An 18,451-nucleotide genomic window follows, 5' to 3' on the forward strand; every position below is an offset into this window, starting at 1 on the left:
GCCGCGCCTCGCACTCCCGCAGTAGCCCATCCGTCTCCCGCCCTTCCGCCGAAGGTGCGACACCCGATCGTGCGATGAGGACCATGGCTGAGAATTCGATCGTCCGTCTGCCGCTGTCGGTCGCCCAGACCAGCGTCTGGTACGCCCACCAGCTCGACCAGTCCGGGCACCGCTACACCATCGGCGAGTGCGTGGAGATCGACGGGCCCGTCGACCCCGGGCTCTTCGAGCAGGCCTGGCGCCGGCTCGCCACCGAGGCCGAGGCCGGCCGGATCGATGCTGTCAGCAACGATTCGGCCGGTGGCCTGTGGCAGGACCTGCGCGCCGAGCCGGCCGAGCCGGTGGTCCGGCACGTCGACGTCAGCACGGAGGCCGACCCGCGGGCCGCCGCCTTCGCCTGGATGCGGACCGACCTGGCCCGTCCGGTGGACCTGACCGCCGGCGGACTCACCGGAACCGTGCTGTTCACGGTCTCCGGCGAACTGTCGATCTGGTACCAGCGCGGCCACCACGTCGCCTTCGACGGCTACTCGGGCGGACTGATGGCCAAGCGCCTCGCCGACCTGTACGCCGACCTGCTGCACGGCCGCCCGTTCGGCGACTCCCCGTTCGGAACGCTGGCCGAGCTGATCGCGGAAGAGCGTGAGTACCGCGACTCCGAGGCATTCGTTGCCGATCGCAACTACTGGCTCGGGCAGCTGGACGGCCTGCCCGACCCGATCCGGCTCAGCCGCCGTCCGGCGGGACCGGACCGCTCGAACGACGTACCGCACCGCAGCTCCGGCCGACTGGATGCCGCGGGCACCGACGCGCTGCGCAAGGCGGCCAGGTCGGCCGGTACGCACTGGTCGGTGTGGTCCATCGCGGTCACCGCCGCCTATCTGCACCGCGTGACCGGCCAGACCGACCTGATCCTGACCCTCCCGGTGACGGCGCGAACCACCCGGCTGGCACTCGCCACCCCCGGCATGTTGTCGAACCATGTCCCGCTGCGGGTCACCGTGCGGCCGCGGCAGAGTCTGGCCGAGCTGGTCCCGGTGGTCACCGAGGCGCTGCGCGGTGCGCTCAAGCACCAGCGGTACCGCCTGGAAGACATCCGGCAGGACCTGGGAATCCCCGCGGACGGCACTGGTCTGCAGGGCCCGATGCTCAACGTGATGGCCTTCAACCAGGACCTCCGGTTCGGCGGCCACGGCACCACCCTGCACAACCTGTCGCACGGCGCGGTCGACGACCTCGCCATCGCCGTGTACGACGGCGGCGACGGGCTGCGGGTCGATCTCGACGGCAGCACGGACCGCTACACCGCAGACGAACTCGACAACCACCGCACGCGGTTCCTGCGGTTCCTCGAGCAGGTCGTCGCTTCGCCGGACCGCGCTGTCGGCGATGTGGAGCTGATCTCGGCGGAGGAGCGCCGCAAGGTGCTGGTCGACTGGAACCAGACCTCGACGCCGATCGACACCCGCTCCCTGGCGGACCTCTTCGAGGCTCAGGTACGGCGGACCCCGCAGGCGGTGGCGCTGCGGTACGAAGAGACCGAGCTGACCTACGCCGAGCTGAACCGGCGGGCCAACCAGTTCGCGCACCACCTGATCGCCGAGGGGGTCGGACCCGAGCAGGTGGTCGGCCTGGCGCTGCCGCGATCGATCGAACTGCTGGTCGCGATGTACGCCGTCGTCAAGACGGGCGCGGCGTACCTGCCGATCGATCTGGGCTATCCCGGCGAGCGGATCGCCTTCATCCTCGACGACGCGGCTCCCGCGCTGCTGATCACCGACCGCGGCGTGGCACCCGAAGGTGTCCGGGTCCTGCTGACCGGCGACGAGCTGGACGAACTGGTCCGGGCGCAACCGGACACCGATCCGACCGACGCCGAGCGGACCGCGGTCCTGACGCCCGAGCACCCGGCCTACCTGATGTACACCTCCGGCTCGACCGGGCGGCCGAAGGGCGTGCTCGTCCCGCACGCCGGAGTGGTCAACCGGCTGCTGTGGATGCAGTCGGAGTACCGGCTCGACCCGAGCGACCGGCTGCTGCAGAAGACACCGATGAGCTTCGACGTGTCGGTCTGGGAGTTCTTCTGGGGACTCCAGGTCGGGGCCGGCCTGGTGATCGCGAAGCCGGACGGGCACCGCGATCCGGCGTACCTGGCGCGGCTGATCCAGGACGAAGGTGTCACGACGGTGCACTTCGTGCCGTCGATGCTGGCCGGGTTCCTGGCCGAGCCCGCTGCCGGTGACTGCACCGGTCTGCGCCGGGTGTTCTGTTCCGGCGAGACGCTGCCGACCGAGCTGGCCGAGGAGTTCAGGCACCGGCTGCCCGACGTACCGCTGCACAACCTGTACGGGCCGACCGAAGCCTCCATCGACGTCTCCTACTGGCAGCACGCGAGTCAGACGGCCAGCACCCTGCCGCAGATGTTCGCCGAGCAGGTCGCGCGGATGCCGGATGCCCTGGCGGTCCTCGACGGTGAGCGCCGGTTGACCTACGCCGAGCTGGACGCCGAGACGAACCGCCTCGCCCGATTGCTACTGGCGCACGGCGCCGGACCCGAGCAGTACGTCGCTGTCGCGCTGCCGAGCTCCGCGGAGTTGCTGATCGCGTTGCTTGCAGTGGTCAAGTCGGGGGCCGCGTACCTGCCGTTGGGTCTGGACCACCCGGTCGAGCGGACCCGACAGGTCCTGGAAGACGCGCGACCCGCAGTACTGGTCGCGGCGGGTTCCACGCCGGCCGGCTTCGAGGGAACGACGATCCTGCTGGATTCGGCCGAGACGCTGAAGCTGTTGCAGGACCTACCGGTCACCGGGCTCAAGCCCGAGGTGGCGGTGGCGGCCGGCAGCCCGGCGTACTTGCTCTACACGTCCGGCTCCACCGGCCGGCCGAAGGGTGTTGTGGTCGAGCATCGTGCTCTCGGCCAGTACCTGCGCTGGGTCGGCCAGGCCTATCCGGGCCTCAGCGGGCAGACGCTGCTGCACTCGCCGGTGACCTTCGACCTGACGGTCACCACGATGTTCGGTGCCTTGGTGAGTGGTGGTTGCGTACAGGTGGGCGCGGTGGACGCCGATTCGGACGCGGTCACGTTCCTGAAGGCGACCCCGACGCATCTGCCGATGCTGGAGGAGTGGCCCGGCGACCGGTTCGGCGCCGGTGAGTTGCTGGTCGGTGGCGAGAACCTGACCGGTGGTGCCCTCACCGCCTGGCGTGCAGCGCACCCGGACGTGACCGTGGTGAACGAGTACGGCCCCACCGAGGCGACCGTCGGCAGTGTCGAGTACCGGTTGCGGCCAGGGGAGGAGACCCCGGCCGGCTCGGTCCCGATCGGCCGTCCGGTCTGGAACACCCAGGTTTACGTGCTGGACGACAACCTTGCGCCGGTCCCGCCGGAGTTCGCGGGAGAGCTCTATCTGGCCGGCGTGCAGCTGGCCCGCGGCTACCTGAACCGCCCGGACCTGACCGCCGAGCGTTTCGTGGCGAACCCGTACGGCGCGCCCGGCAGCCGGATGTACCGCACCGGCGACGTGGTCCGCTGGAACGCGGACGGCGTGCTGGAGTACCTCGGCCGCACCGACGACCAGGTGAAGATCCGCGGCTTCCGGATCGAGCTCGGCGAGATCGAGGCGGCCCTGCTCCGCCGGCCAGGGATCGGCCAGGCCGCGGCGGTGGTGCACCGAAGCTCGGGCGGCGACCAGCGGATCGTTGCCTATGTCGTTGCTGACGGCATCGAGCTGGACGGCGCCGAGGTCCGGACCGCGGTCGCGGCCCGGCTGCCGGAGTACATGGTGCCGAGCCTGGTGATGCAGCTCGATGACCTACCGGTGACTCCGAACGGCAAGCTGGACCGCAAGGCGCTGCCGGAGCCGGACTTCGGTGCGCTGGTCACCTCGCGCGGACCCCGCACGCCGGAGCAGGAGATCCTCTGCGGCCTGTACGCCGAACTGCTGGACCTCGACCGGGTCGGCATCGACGACAGCTTCTTCGCGCTCGGCGGCAACTCGCTGACCGCGACCCGGCTGACCAGCCGGATCCGGGCCGCACTGGGTGCCGACCTCGGGGTCCGTGCCGTGTTCGAGCACCCGACGGTGGCCGGCCTGTCCGCGCAGCTGACCGGGTCGGAGCCCGAGCGCCCGGCGCTGACGCCGTACGAGCGGACCGAAAGGGTGCCGTTGTCCTTCGCCCAGCGGCGGCTGTGGTTCATGAACCGCTTCGAGGGGCCGTCGGCGACCTACAACAACGCGTTCGCCGTGACCCTGGCAGGCGAGCTCGACGTCGAGGCACTGCGGGTCGCCCTCACCGATGTGGTCGAGCGGCACGAGACGCTGCGCACGGTCTTCGCCGACGAGGACGGAACTCCGCACCAAGTGGTGCTGCCGCCCTCGGTGGCACTCGACGTGGTGCCGGCCGACGGCGACCTTGACGCCCAACTGGTGCGGGGAGCGGCGTACGAGTTCGACTTGAGTGTCGAGCCGCCGCTGCGGACCGTCCTCTTCGAAGTTGCCGAGGACAACCACGTGTTGCTGGTGACCGTGCACCACATCGCCTGTGACGGCTGGTCCACGACACCGATGGCTCGGGATGTCGCCACTGCCTACGCCGCCCGAGCAGCGGGTGCTCCTCCGGAGTGGACTCCGCTGCCTGTCCAGTACGCCGACTACGCCCAGTGGCAGCGGGATCTCCTGGGGGACGAGAGCGACCCGGACAGCCGCGCTCGGCGACAGGTCGAGTACTGGACTCAGCAGTTGGCCGGTCTGCCCGACCAGCTGGAGTTGCCCACGGATCGGCCGCGGCCGGCCGTGGCGGGCAACCGGGGCGACGTCGTACCGGTGGCCGTGCCGTCCGACCTGCACAGTGCGCTGACGAGCGTGGCCCAGGAGAACCAGGTCAGTCTGTTCATGCTGCTGCAGGCCGCCTTCGCAGCCCTGCTCACCCGGCTGGGCGCGGGCACCGACATCCCCATCGGTACGCCGAACGCCGGGCGGACCGACGAGGCTCTGGACGAGCTGGTCGGCATGTTCGTCAACCCGCTCGTCCTGCGGACCGACACGTCGGGCGATCCCACCTTCGAGGAGCTGCTGGCCCGGGTGCGGGAGACGGACCTGTCGGCGTACGCGCACCAGGATCTGCCGTTCGACCGGCTGGTCGAGCTGGTCAACCCGGTTCGCTCGTCGGCGCGGCACCCGCTGTTCCAGGTCATGATGCCGTTCCAGAGCGGGCCGCCCGCGGCCGTCGAGCTGCCGGGGCTGACCGTGACGCAGGCACCGGTGGACTCGGGCATCGCGCAGTTCGATCTACAGCTCTCACTGCGCGACGGTGACGAACTGTCCGGCCACCTGGAGTACGCACTTGACCTGTTCGACCACAGCACCGCCGAACGACTGGTGCAGCGGTACTGCCGGGTGCTGGCCCAGGTCGCGGCGGAACCAGCCAGGCGGATCGGCTCGCTGGACATCGTCGACGACGCCGAGCGCGCGCTGCTGGTTGCCGAGCGCAACGAGACCGCCCGCGAGCTGGACTGGATCACCATCCACGGTCTGGTCGAGCAGCAGGTCGCCCGGACGCCTTCGTCGGTCGCCGTCTTCGACCACGGCGAGACCCTCACGTACGCCGAACTGAACTCCGCCGCGAACCGGCTGGCCTGGCATCTGCGGGGGCTGGGTGTCGGCCCGGACTCGGTGGTCGGCGTCCATCTCGACCGCTCGTCCTCCCTCGTGATCGCAGCCCTCGCGGTACTGAAGGCGGGAGGTGTCTACCTGCCACTGGACCCGGACTACCCGCCGGCCCGGCTCGCGTACCTGGTCGAGGACGCCGACGCCGCGCTGGTGATCAGCCGAAGTGACCTCGTCGCCGCGCTGCCCAAGTCCGACGCCGGTGTCGTGCTGGTCGACTCCGCCGAGTGGCGGCAGCGTTCCGACGACGAACTGGAGCCGCTGACCGGGCCCGACGACGTCGCCTACCTGATCTACACCTCCGGCTCGACCGGGCAGCCGAAGGGCGTCCTGGCCACCCATCGGGGTGCCGTCAACCGGTTCCTGTGGACGCAACGGGCGTACCTGCGGTACACCCGGGACGACTCCGTGCTGGTGAAGATCCCGACCGGCTTCGACGTGTCGGTGGGCGAGATCTTCGGCCCGCTGAGTGAGGGCGCCCGGCTGGTGCTGGCGCGACCCGGCGGCCACCTGGACACGCAGTACCTGCGCGAGACGATCCAGCAGCAGGAGATCACCCACGTGTACTTCGTGCCGTCGATGCTGGCGGTGATGCTCGCCGACGGCGGGCTGGAGGAGTGCCGGTCGTTGCGAGTTCTGCTGTCCGGTGGCGAGGAGCTGCCTGTCGCGCTGGCGCAGCAGGTGCTCGACCGGCTGCCGTGGGTGGAGTTCTACAACCAGTACGGACCGACCGAGACCGCGATCGACTCGACCGCCTACCGGGTGACCTCGGTGGCCGGGCTGCACCGGATTCCGATCGCCGCGGTGGACGGCCAGGTGGGGCTGCACGACAACGTCACGCTGTACGTCCTGGACGAGAACTTCGAGGTCGTACCGGTCGGGTCGCGCGGGGAACTGTTCATCGGTGGCGCCGGGGTCGCGCGCGGCTACCTGCGGCGTCCGTCGCTGACCGCCTCCCGGTTCGTGCCGAACCCGTTCGGTGAGGGCCGGCTGTACCGCACCGGTGATCAGGTGCGATGGACGGCCGATGGCAGGCTGGAGATCCTCGGCCGGGTCGATGACCAGGTGAAGCTGAACGGCGCTCGCGTCGAGCTCGGCGAGATTCAGGCCGCGCTGTCGGCGCACCCGTCGGTCCGGCACGCGGTGGTGGTAGTCCGCGACCAGCGTCTGGTCGGCTACGTGGTGTCGAGCGGCGACGAGGATCTGCGGTCGTCGCTGGCAGAGGCGTTGCCCGAGTTCATGGTGCCGAGCGCGATCGTCCGGCTGGACTCGTTGCCTTTGACGCCCAACGGCAAGCTGGACCGGGCAGCGCTGCCGGCGCCGGTCGCGGCGCCGGTGGCTGCCGCGCCGGTCAGCGGCTCGACCGCTCAAGCACTCGCGGAGCTGTTCGCCGAGGTCCTCGGCGTGACCCAGGTAGGACCCGACGACGGGTTCTTCGATCTGGGCGGCGACAGCATCATGTCGATCCAGCTGGTCAGCCGCGCTCGCAAGGCGGGGCTGGTCTTCACCCCACGCGATGTGTTCCGGCACCAGACCGTGGCCCGGCTCGCGGAGGTCTGCAAGCTGGACGAGTCGCAGCCCGTCGCCGTGGCGCCGGTCGAAGGGCCGGTGGTCCTCACCCCGCTGCAGCAGGCGCTCGCAGCGGCCGGTGACGTCTGGCCGGGATTCCATCAATCCGTTCTGCTGCAGGTGCCCGCGACACTCGGGCTCGAGCGGCTGACCTCGACCCTGCAGAAGGTCGTGGATCATCACGACGCGCTGCGCTTCCAGGTACGCCGGGGCCAACCGTGGACGGTGGAGCAGCGCCCCTCGGGGACAGACATCTCCTCGTGGGTGACGCGCGTCGACCTCAGTTCCCTGGACGCCGAGGCGATCGAGGCCAGGCAGGTCGCGGAGGCTGAAGCGGCCCGCACGCGACTCGCGCCGTACGACGGAGTCATGCTGCAGGCCGTCTGGTTCGACGCCGGGCCGTCGGTTTCCGGACAGCTGCTGCTGATGATCCACCACTTGGCCGTCGATGGAGTGTCGTGGCGGATTCTGCTGCCCGATCTGCTGGCGGCTTGGCAGGGACGACAGCTCGACCCGGTCGGTACGTCGTTCGCCGGCTGGAGCGCGCAGGTGCCAGCGACGGCGGCGAGCGGGAGCGAAGAGGTGCTCGACGAGCCGCTGCTGGGAAGTCGCCCGCTGGATCCGGAGATCGACACGGCCGGTTCCGCCGAGCGGATCTCGCTGGTCCTTCCTGCCGCGACGACCGCACCGCTGCTGTCCCGAGTCGGTCAGGCCGTGCACGGAGGGATCGACGACGTCCTGCTGGCCGGGCTTGCCCTCGCGGTGAAGCAGTGGCGGGGCAACGACTCCGTGCTGGTCGACCTCGAAGGACACGGGCGCGACGTCGTACCGGACGTGGACGTGTCGCGGACCGTCGGCTGGTTCACCGAGGTGCGACCGGTCCGGTTGGGTGCTACGGGCAACGATCCTGGTGCGACCCTGAAGGCCGTCAAGGAGCAGGTCCGGACGCCGGCCGCCGGCCGGGCGCAGCTCCAGCTGAACTATCTCGGCCGGATCGCGGGTGGCTCCGCCGGGGGCGACTGGTCGCTGCTGCGGACCGACCTGGTCCCCGGCGCCGATCCGCGGATGCCGCTGGGGCATCCGGTCGAGCTGAACGCGATGGTGCTCGACGGCCCGGACGGGCCCACCTTGCACGCCGAGTGGCTCTATGCGCCGGGTGTCCTGACGGCCGACGACGTCCGTCAGCTCGGGGAGCTGTGGTGGGAAGCGCTCGACGCTTTGGTGCGCAGTGAGGTGTCCGGACGCACACCGTCCGACTTCCCGCTCGCGCGGATCGAGCAGCCGGCGATCGAGCAACTGGAGGCGGCGTACCCGGACTTGGCGGACATCCTTCCCGTCACGACGCTGCAGGACAGCTTCCTGTACTACGCGCTGCTGGCGGAGGAAGGCATCGACCTCTACACCGGGCGGATCTGGCTGGACCTCGAAGGACCGCTCGACGTACCGGCCCTGCACCGGGCCGCGGACAACCTGCTGGTCCGGCACTCGACGCTTCGTGCCGGCTTCGTGCACGACTCGTCCGGTACGCCGTACCAGGTGGTGCACGAGCGGCTGGAGATGCCCTGGACGGAGGTCGACCTGAGCTCGCTGGACGCGCTGACCCAGGAGGCGGAACTGCTGCGCCTGCTGGAGAACGAGCAGCTGGCGAAGTTCGATCCGGCCCGGCCGCCACTGGTCCGGTTCACCGTGATCAAGCTCGGACCCGGACTCCACCGGCTGGTGGTGACGAACCACCACCTGGTGCTGGACGGCTGGTCCGTCCCGGTGCTGCTCAGTGAACTGTTCGCCGCGTACGGCGGCTCCGAGCTGCCTGCCGTGGCGCCGTACACGTCCTACCTCGAGTGGCTCGACCGGTACGAACTGGAGGCCGATCGCCTGGCCTGGAAGAACGCACTGGCGGGGCTGACCGAGCCGACCCTGGTCGCGCCGGAGGTGACCGACGGGAACGCGGTGCCGCCCGAGCGGGTGATCGAACTGCTGACCCCCGAGCTGGGGGAGGCCCTCGCGGCGTTGGCCCGGCGTACCGGGGTGACTGTCGGAACAGTGCTGCAGACGGCGTGGGGACTCTTCCTGGCCAGGCTGACCGGCAAGCAGGACGTGGTCTTCGGAACGACCGTGTCCGGCCGGCCGCCCGAGGTCGGCGGGGTGGAGACGATGGTCGGGCTGTTCGTGAACACGATCCCGATCCGGGTCCGTCCCGCGGCCGGGGACACCGTCGCCGAACTGCTGGGCCGGATCCAGGAGGAAATGTCCGCGCTGTCGGAGCACCACCAGCTGGGTGCCAGTGAGATCCAGGCCGGGCAGGGGATCGGCCCGCTCTACGACAGCACCATCTCGATCTTCAACTACCCGCTCGACGCGGGCCTGCTGAACCTGTCGGTGAACGGCGTCCGGCTGGTCCACATCGACGCCCGCGACGACACCCACTTCGCTCTACGGCTCAGCGTCTTCCCGGGCCCGGAGCGGATCCAGCTCAACCTCGACACCCGGCCGGACGCCTTCGGCCGCTCCGAGACCGAGGAGCACCTGCGCCGGTACGTCGAGCTGCTGGACCAGCTGACCACCGACTTGGACGCCGCCGTCGCCGTCCTGGGCCAACTCAGCCAGGCCGAGCAGGACCGTCTGCTGCTCGACTTCGGCGGCTACGCCGACTGACTCGAACGCACCAGCTGCAGAACAGCTGACATCCGAAGGAGCACGAAGATGAACTCAATGACGCTCGAGCTGGCCCCTGACGAACGCGAGCTGGCCGAACTGGTCGCCCGGGGTGTCGTCTCGGCCGGCGACGGCTGGGTCAACTCCCTGTCCTGGGTGGAGGCCGCTGCCGCCGGGTACCACGACCTGCCGGCCTCCCTGCGCAAGACGCTGGCCCGGTTCCGCCGCTTCTCCGGCGAGACCGGCGCGCTGCTCGTCCGCGGTCTGCCCGTGGACGAGCGGGCGGTGCCGGACACCCCGGCGGTCAGCGGATCGGTACAGAAGGAAGGGACAGTGCCTGCCGCGCTGCTGACCCTGGTGGCGAGCGGGCTCGGCGACCCGGCGGCCTACCTGGCCGAGAAGTCGGGCGCGCTGGTGCACGACGTCGTACCGGTGCCGGGAAGTGAGCGGTTCCAGGGCAATGAGGGCTCGGTACTGCTGTCGTTCCACAACGAGAACGCCTTCCATCCGCACAGGCCCGACTACGTCTTGCTGCTCTGTCTGCGCGCCGACCACGAGAAGGTGGCCGGCCTGCGGGTCGCCTGCATCCGTACTGCGTTGAGCAAGCTCAGCAAGGAGTGCGTGGAGGCGTTGTTCCGCCCGGACTACATCACCGCGCCGCCGCCGTCGTTCGGTGAAGGCGGAGACTTGACCAAACCGCACGGCATCCTCACCGGTGCTCCCGACGACCCGGACCTGCTGGTCGACTTCGCTGCCACCAAACCACTGGGCGCGGAGGCGGAAGCGGCGATGCTCGAACTGCAGACGGTGCTGGCGGCAACAGCTGCCACGGTCTACCTGGAGCCGGGCGACCTGGCAATCGTGGACAACCGGGTCGCCGTGCACGGCCGGACCAGCTTCACCCCGCGGTACGACGGGCTGGACCGGTGGCTGCAGCGCACCTTCTCACTCCGCGACCTGCGTGCCTCCCGGGACCTCCGTCCCCAGGACGCGCACGTACTGGTGCGGTAACCCAGCCGGCACGGGCGGCCTCGTAGCAGCGAGGCCGCCCGTGTCCTACAAGCCCGGAAGCGCCGAAGCCGCCGAAAGCAGCCGGCCCTCGGCGTTGTGCGGACCGATCAGCTGCACGGAGGCAGGAACCGGCGAAGAGGCCAACGGCACCGGTACCGCGACTGCAGGGTGGCCGGTCAGGTTGAGCGGCGCGGTAAGGGCCGGGAACTCGAACCGGCTCTCCTCACCGAGTCGAGGTGGCAGCGACACCAGCGTTGGCAGAGCAAGCATCCCGTACTTCGCCAGCTTGGTGTCGAGCAGCGCGCGAAACTCCCGGCCCAGTTGACGGGAGTCGGCGATGAGTTCATCGTCGAGGTACTTGCCCCGCTCGATCCACTCGCGGACCCGGTCACTCATCCGGCCGCCGTCCAGCAAGTGGCGGTGCGCGGCGTGCCCTTCGGCGGTGATGACCAGCCCGGCGGCCACCCCGGCTCGCAGCCAGCCGGTGAGCGGCACGTCGACCACCTCGTACCCGGACCTGGCGAGCGCGTCGTCCACTGCTTGGTCGACCACCGGATCGGTCGTGATCTCCGGCAGCCTCAACCGGCCGATGCGTCCCTCGTACGGCGTCGCGACGAAGCCCGGCTCGAGCATGCCCATCGCCTGGGTCAGCCCTTCCACTTCGCGGGCGAGCACACCGACCACGTCGAGCGACGGCGCATACGGGAAGACTCCGTCGAGCGGGAGCCGGCCGGCCGTCGTCTTGAGGCCGGCGACACCACAGCAGGCGGCCGGAATCCGGCTCGATCCACCTGTGTCGGTGGCGATCGCCAGGTCGGCTTCACCTGCCGCCACCACGACACCCGAACCGCTGGACGACCCACCGGGGACCAGCTTGCGATCCAGTGGGTTGCGCGCCGTACCGGTCCAGGGATTCACGCCGTCCGGTGGCCGGCAGAGCTCGGTCAGGTTGGTCTTGCCGACGATCGTGCCGCCACCCGCCCGGACCCGCGCGACCACCGGCGCGTCGGTGGCCGCGGGTTCGGCATGGTCACCGACCGCGGGACAGCCGGCAGTGGTGGGAACACCGGCGACGTCGATCGCGTCCTTCACCGCCACTCGCGGTCCGGCCGGATTCCCGGGGGAAGTGGGCGTGCTGAAGCGGTGCAGCCAGCTGGTCATGAAGGGTCCGTTCGGTCGGTCGTCAGGCGGCGGGGCTCCAGAGCCGGGAACCCTGATGGATCCGCTCCAGCGCCGCGCTCCGCTCGTGCGGCGCGTCCTCGGCGAAAGCGCGGTCCCGGGCATAGGCCCGCACCAGCGGGTGGATCGAGTACAGGTCGAGCCGGTCACCGGTCACCTCGGCGAGATGCTGGTCCGCCAGTTCGTTGAGCAGTTCGTGCGCGGTCACCAGCGAGTCGTTGAGCAGTACGGCGGCCTGCCAGATCGAGAAGGTGCCGGTCAGCCCGAGCGACAGCAGCCGCAGCGCGCGGCGGCGTACCGGCGAGAGCTGGGCGTAGCTCGTCTCGATCCGGGCGCCGACATCGAGATCGCCGAGCCGCAGTTGACCGAAGGGCTCGTCGGAGAGCCGGGCGGCGACCTGCGGGACGGTGAGGTCGGGGTTGGCGGCGAGCCGGGCACCGAGCACCCGGACGGCCAGCGGCAGCCGTCCCGTTGCGGCGAGCAACTTCCTGGTCGCGACCGGGTCGGCCCGGCCGGAAAGTGCCAGCAGCAACGACTCCGCCTCGGTCGCGGTGAAGCCTCGCAGTACGGTCCGGGTGGTTCCCTCCAACGCGGCCAGCCGGCGCCGCGACGTCATCAGGACACTGGTCCTGCGACCACCGGGCAGCAGCGGACGAACCTGGGACTCGTCCGCCACGTCGTCCAGGACGATCAGCAGGCGGCGCTCCGCCGCGAGCTGACGGAACAACCGGCCCCGCCCGGCCAAGTCGGTCGGCAGCTCGCCTTCGGGGACCCCGAGTGAACGCAGGAGCGTCGCGAAGGCCGTTGCCGGGAGCACCGGATCGGCGGTGCTTCCGGCGAGGTCGAGATACAGCTGACCGTCCGGGAACTTGTCACGGACCGCATGAGCGATCTGCAACGCCAGTGCGGTCTTGCCGGTCCCGGCCAACCCGACCACGGCCGTCGTGGCGCCGCCGGGACGCAGTACGGCGTCGAGCTGTGGCACCTCCTTGGCCCGGCCGGTGAAGTCGGACGGCGCGGACGGCAGCTGCGCCGGCGGCTCGCCGGACGGACGGCTGGTCACCTCGACCGGTTCAGGTGCCGTCAGCGCCGGGTCCTGCTCCAGGATCGCCTGACGCAGGGCCTTGAGCTCGTCGCGTGGATCGATGCCCAGTTCCTCGGCCAGGTGCCGGCGGCAGGCGTCGTACGTCGCCAGCGCTTCGGCCTGCCGGCCGCAGCGGTACAACGCGAGCATCGAGAGCCCGCGCACGTTCTCCCGCAGGGGGTGCCGGCTGACCATCGCGGTCAGCTCCGACACCACCCGATAATGGTTGCCGCAGGCAAGTTCTGCGGTCATCAGTGCCTCACCCGCGGCCAGCCGCGCCTCTTCCAGGCGCGGCTGCTCCACCTCGGTCAGGTACTCCGTCGCGCCGACCAGCGCGTGGCCACGCCACAGGGCCTGCGCGGCCCGCAGCGAGGTCACCGCGTCGGCGTACCGGTCGGCTTCGAGCGCCGCGTGCCCGGTGGCGGAGTGGGCCTGGAACTCGTCCAGGTCCACCCACGCCTCCGGCGCCCGCAGCAGGTAGCCGCCGCGCTGGCGGACCAGCTCGACCTGTGGGCCGAGCTGGCTGCGCAGCCGCGAGACGTAGGTCTGGATCTGCGCGTTGGAGGTGCTCGGCAGCTCTCCCCGCCAGAGCATCTCCGAGACGGTCGAGTCCGACACGACCCGGTTCCGCGACAGCAGCAGCGTCGCCAGCACGGTCTGGATCTTGGACCCGCCGAGGGCGAGCCGCTGACCGTTGCGGGTCACCTCGATCGGGCCGAGCAACTGGAACCTGATCATGGCCGGATCTCCGTCATGCCGCTCAGTCCCAGCAGACGACGCAGTCGTCGGTCAGCTCGACGATCACCGTGGACACTGCATCGTCGGCGGGCGAGGTGACGGTCGTCATACCGGTCACTGTCAGCAGAGCTGCGACGGCGACGACGGCGGTACGGACGACAGACTTCATAAGTTTCTCCCCTTGACAACTTTTGGTTGGGTACTTTGTTTCCGCGGTACCAAGACCTTCTCCTGCCGCCGCCCCCGTGCCAACCATTTCGACCTGGCCTGAAGTTGCAGCGGCAGCACCCTGACGCGGTCGCCCGGCGGTCTTCATGCCGCGCATATAGAGCGATGCGCGACCGTCGGGGCATGAGCTCTCTGGTGACCGCGTCGGAAGAGGCCGCACCGGCCGCGCCCGCGCGCAGGACCGATCGCAACCGGCCGTTGCTGCTCCTGCTCGGTGCGGTGGCTGCCGTGCTGACCCTGCTCAGCAATCGGTACGGCTACTACCACGACGAGATGTACTTCCTGGTTTCCGGGCAGCACCCCGCCTGGGGCTATCCCGACCAGCCGCCGCTGACTCCGCTGCTGGCCCGGCTCGGCGACGCGGTGGCGCCGGGCGAAGTCTGGGCGGTGCGGATCCCGGCCACGATCTGCACCGTGCTGACGGTGCTGTTCGTGGCGCTGATGGTGCGGGAGCTCGGTGGCTCGCGACGGGCCGAGCTGATCGCGGCGGGGGCGTTCTCGTGCTCGACGATGGTGCTGATCACCGGGCATGTGCTGGGCACGAGTACTACGGACCTCGCTTTCGTCGCCGCGCTGAGCTGGCTGCTGTGCCGGCTGATCCGTACCGGTGACACCCGGCTGTGGCTGGTCGTCGGTCCGGTCCTCGGCGTCGGCCTGCTGAACAAGATGACGCTCGCGCTCTGGGTGTTCGCGGTACTGGTGGCTCTGGTCTGCGTCGGGCCGCGACGCATCATGTTCAGCCGCTGGTTCCTGGTCGCGGGCCTGGTGGCGCTGGCGTTCTGGACGCCGTACCTGCTGTGGCAGGCCGACCATGACTGGCCGCAGCTCACCATGGCTTCGGCGCTGCGCGAGCAGGCGGCCCAGGGCGGTTCACTTGGTCTGCTGCCGTATCAGGTCGTCGTCGGGCCATTTCTGCTGCCGCTGTGCGTCGCTGGGATGGTCTGGCTGTGGCGCAGCAGCCAGTTCCGCGTCTTCACGGTGACCTTCGTCGTCTTCGCCGGCCTGCTGATGCTGACCGGCGGCAAGGCCACCTACCTGGCCGGGGCCTATGCGGCGGTCTTCGCGGGAGCCGGCCTCGCGGTCGACCACTGGATGCGTTCCCGTTCCCGCGCCCTGACCCTGTACGGCGTACTGGGGTTGTCGCTGCTGCTGGCAGCACCGCTCGGCCTGCCCCTGCTGCCGGTCCGCACCGCGATCTCGTTCGGCAACGCGCTGACTGTCGACCAAGCACGCAGCCAGAGCGGCTGGCCCGAACTGGCCGACTCGGTCGCCGACGCGATGGAACAACTCACCCCGGCCGAACGCTCGCGCGCGGTGGTCTACGCCTCCAGCTACGGCCAGGCCGCCGCACTACAGCGGTTCGGCCCGTCCCGCGGCCTGCCTCAGGCTTACAGCGGCCACAACGGCTTCGCGACCTGGGGACCGCCCCCGGACTCGGCCGACATCGCGATCGTGGTCGACGGCTATCGGCGTACCGGCCCGGGCGACGTGCCGGACTGGACTCAGCAAGCCTGCAGGACCCTCGGTCAGGCAGGGGTCGTAGCGGCGCCCACGGCCACGCGGGAGAAGGGCAAGCCGATCTGGCTCTGTCACCTGCGCCAACCGTGGTCGGCCCTCTGGCCCAGGCTGACCCGCCTCGGGTGAACCGGCCGATCAGGGTTGCTTGCGGCAACTAAGTCTCGCCGGACGGATTCTCGCATCCTCAGGGGTAGAGGCCGGCCCGGAAGGTGAACGAGACGAGCTGCGCGCGATCCCGGGCGCCGACCTTGGTCATCGCCCGGACCGCGTGGGTCTTCACGGTCAGCGGGGAGAGGAACATCCGGGTGGCGATCTCGTCGTTGCCGAGTCCACCGGCGACGAGGACGACGACCTCCCGTTCGCGCGGAGTCAGGGCCCGGAAGCGATGGAGCAGTTCCCGGTCGACCACCGGGGGCGGCCGGTCGGTCATGTGACCGATCAGCGCGGCGGTCGCCGCCGCGGAGAGCGTCCCACCGCCGGTGACCACCTCGGCGATCCCGGCGACCAGCTCGGCCGGACTGACGGTCTTGCTCAGGAAGCCGTTGGCGCCGGCCCGCAGCGCGGCCAGCACGATCTCGTCCTGGTCGAATGTGGTCAGCACGATCACACGAACCTGCTCGGCCGGGTGTTCGGCGCGGATCCGGCGGGTCGCCTCAACGCCGTCGATCCCCGGCATCCTGATGTCCATCAGGACCAGGTCGACCGGGTGCTCACGCAGGAAGGGAACGACCTGCAGTCCGTCCGAGAGGTCGGCCACCACCGTCAGTCCGGCGTCAGGCATCAGCATCGCCCGGATGCCGGCCCTCATGTCGTCCTGGTCGTCGACGATCAGCACTCGAGTCATCGGACGGCGGCTCCGGTCAGACTGAGGTCCGCTCGGACCCGGAAGTGCCCATCGGCGTTGTCGACGGTCAAGTGCCCACCTGAGGACTCGACCCGCTCCCGCATCCCCACCAGCCCGAGCCGGCTCCCGGAACCGGATCCGCTCGATGGCCGGGCGTTGGGGTTCTCCACGACGACGGAGATCCTGCCGTCGTGCCCGCGAACCTCCACGGTCGCCGTCCCTGCTCCGTGCCGGTGAGCGTTGGTCAGCGCTTCCTGGACGACGCGGTAGACCGTCACACCGACACTGGACTCCACTGGCTCCGCCGGCAGATCCAGCGACCGCCGTACGTCGAGGCCGATGCTGCCGAACGAGGCGATCAGCGTTTCCAGGCCGCTCAGGGCCGGGGCGGGCCGCAGCGCCTCGTCGTCGGGACTGTCGTCGCCACGTCGCAGCAACGAGAGGATCCGTTGTGTCTCGACGACCACCGTGCGGGCGTTGGCCCGGGCAGCGACGAGCGCCTGCCGGGACGGCTCGGCGTCCTCCGGCAGCCCGATCTCCGCCACCCCGAGGTGCACGCTGAGCATCGCGACCTGGTGGCCCATGACGTCGTGCAGGTCGCGGGCGATCCGCAGCCGTTCCTCGGTCACTCGGCGGGTGGCTTCACTCTCGCGGGTGGCGATGGCGCTCCGGGCCCGTTCCTCCAGGGTCCACCAGTGCTCCCGGTAGATCCGCAGCGCGGCGCCGGTCGCACCGCCCGCGATGGCCGTGAAGAGCGCGGCGACTCCCACCACCGCCCCGCCGCGAAACCCTCCTACCGTCATGAACGCGCCCAGAAAGGAAGCGGCCACGACGGCGGTACCGATCAGTGGCTGCTTGCCGCGGAAGGTGACCGAGAACAGTACGAGCACTGCCATCATCCACAGCGACAGGGGATCGTGTCCCACCGCCGTGACGGCGAAGGCGGTCGCGCTGGTCACCACCAGTCCGGTCCACGGCCGCCACCAGGAGAGGGCGACGCCGCCGCCCGCGAGCAGGACGGAAAGTGTGGTGGGCCAGCCGGATCCGCGGAGGAGCAATGCCACCAGCTGGCCGGTGAACGCGAGTGCGGCGACTGCGTAGGCGGTGAGGTTGACCAGGTCGGGTCGGCGGATCCACAGCGGAACCGTGGATCCCTCGTCTACGTGCAGTGCCGTGGCCATGCCCTGATTCTCGTTGACGCGTGTTGCGGTCAGGTACTTCGAACGATGTACTTCGTTCGGAGTACATGGCCCTGGCCGGGAGCGCCGAGACTCGTCACCGAGGGGAAACCGCCTCACACCACGACGAGCCCGCAGGGACATCCGATGAATCAGACCACCGCACCTTCGACCGCTTCCACCCCCGCGTCCGCGTCCTCGGTACCGTCGGCCGGGCTTCGCTCCGTCTACCTGATCAGGGCGGTCTTCTCGCTGATCTGGGTGGCACTGGTCTTCGCCACCTCCACCTCGCTGGTGGCGGCGGACGAACCCACGGCGATCGCGACCGTGCTGCTCACGATCTACCCGCTCTGGGATGCCATCGCCACGCTGGTCGAGCGCAGGCTGGCCGGGGGCGCTGCCGCCGGTCGCGTCGGTACGGTCAATTTCGTGCTCGGCCTTGCCGCGACCCTCGGGATGTTCGCCGCGGTCTTCTCCACCGTCGGCAAGACCCTGCTGGTCTTCGGCGGCTGGGCGCTGCTGTCCGGAGCGATCCAGCTCGTGGTGGCGCTCCGGCGCCGGCGTAGCGTCGGCGCCCAGTGGCCGATGATCATCAGCGGTGGCCTCTCCGTGCTGGCCGGCGCGAGCTTCGCGGCGATGTCCACGGCACCGGCCAGCGGCCTCTCGAGCCTCGCGGGCTACTCGGCCTTCGGCGCCTTCTGGTTCCTCGTGGCCGCCATCGCGCTGACCGTTCGAAGCCGCCGCGCGACGCGCTGACCTGTCAGCCGCCGCGCCGGAGGCA

General features: G+C 70.2%; 9 protein-coding genes. 4 read left to right on the top strand and 5 right to left on the bottom strand.

The annotated features are described in order from the left end of the window. Window positions 1-83 precede the first annotated feature (83 nt). Window positions 84-9,890, top strand: coding sequence for a non-ribosomal peptide synthetase (locus tag OX958_RS15995; RefSeq protein WP_270138485.1), 9,807 nt, complete (start codon window positions 84-86; stop codon window positions 9,888-9,890). 48 nt (window positions 9,891-9,938) lie between these two features. After that, window positions 9,939-10,901: a TauD/TfdA family dioxygenase gene (locus OX958_RS16000; protein ID WP_270138486.1), complete on the top strand. Its 963-nt coding sequence runs from the start codon at window positions 9,939-9,941 to the stop codon at window positions 10,899-10,901. A gap of 45 nt (window positions 10,902-10,946) precedes the next feature. Here the strand turns inward: OX958_RS16000 and OX958_RS16005 are convergent, their stop codons facing one another. From OX958_RS16005 to OX958_RS16015, 3 genes are read right to left on the bottom strand one after another with little or no spacing between them, the layout of a single operon-like run. After that, the gene (locus OX958_RS16005; protein WP_270138487.1) at window positions 10,947-12,062 is read right to left on the bottom strand and encodes an amidase; all 1,116 of its coding nucleotides are present in this window, start codon (window positions 12,060-12,062) and stop codon (window positions 10,947-10,949) included. 22 nt (window positions 12,063-12,084) lie between these two features. Next, entirely contained in the window at window positions 12,085-13,902 is a 1,818-nt protein-coding gene (locus tag OX958_RS16010; protein WP_270138488.1) for an AfsR/SARP family transcriptional regulator, read from the bottom strand. Between the two features lie 22 nt (window positions 13,903-13,924). Beyond that, entirely contained in the window at window positions 13,925-14,071 is a 147-nt protein-coding gene (locus OX958_RS16015; RefSeq protein WP_270138489.1) for a hypothetical protein, read from the bottom strand. A gap of 182 nt (window positions 14,072-14,253) precedes the next feature. On the opposite strand from OX958_RS16015, the gene OX958_RS16020 reads away from it, so the two are divergent. Then, the gene (locus tag OX958_RS16020; protein WP_270138490.1) at window positions 14,254-15,774 is read left to right on the top strand and encodes a glycosyltransferase family 39 protein; all 1,521 of its coding nucleotides are present in this window, start codon (window positions 14,254-14,256) and stop codon (window positions 15,772-15,774) included. A gap of 58 nt (window positions 15,775-15,832) precedes the next feature. On the opposite strand, the gene OX958_RS16025 is transcribed toward OX958_RS16020, so the two are convergent. Together OX958_RS16025 and OX958_RS16030 are read right to left on the bottom strand one after the other, a co-directional pair. Next, window positions 15,833-16,492 carry a response regulator transcription factor gene (locus OX958_RS16025; protein WP_270138491.1) on the bottom strand — a complete coding sequence of 220 codons (660 nt, stop codon included), beginning with the start codon at window positions 16,490-16,492 and terminating at the stop codon, window positions 15,833-15,835. Then, window positions 16,489-17,673, bottom strand: coding sequence for a sensor histidine kinase (locus tag OX958_RS16030; protein ID WP_270138492.1), 1,185 nt, complete (start codon window positions 17,671-17,673; stop codon window positions 16,489-16,491). The genes OX958_RS16025 and OX958_RS16030 overlap by 4 nt, the downstream gene beginning before the upstream one ends. 144 nt (window positions 17,674-17,817) lie before the next feature. Between OX958_RS16030 and OX958_RS16035 the strand changes: the two genes are divergently transcribed. Further along, on the top strand, window positions 17,818-18,426 hold the full coding sequence (locus OX958_RS16035) for a DUF308 domain-containing protein (RefSeq protein WP_270138493.1): 609 nt from the start codon (window positions 17,818-17,820) through the stop codon (window positions 18,424-18,426). The last annotated feature ends 25 nt before the right edge of the window (window positions 18,427-18,451 follow it).

The organism is Kribbella sp. CA-293567 (genome assembly GCF_027627575.1).
In the GTDB taxonomy this organism is placed as follows: Bacteria; Actinomycetota; Actinomycetes; order Propionibacteriales; family Kribbellaceae; genus Kribbella.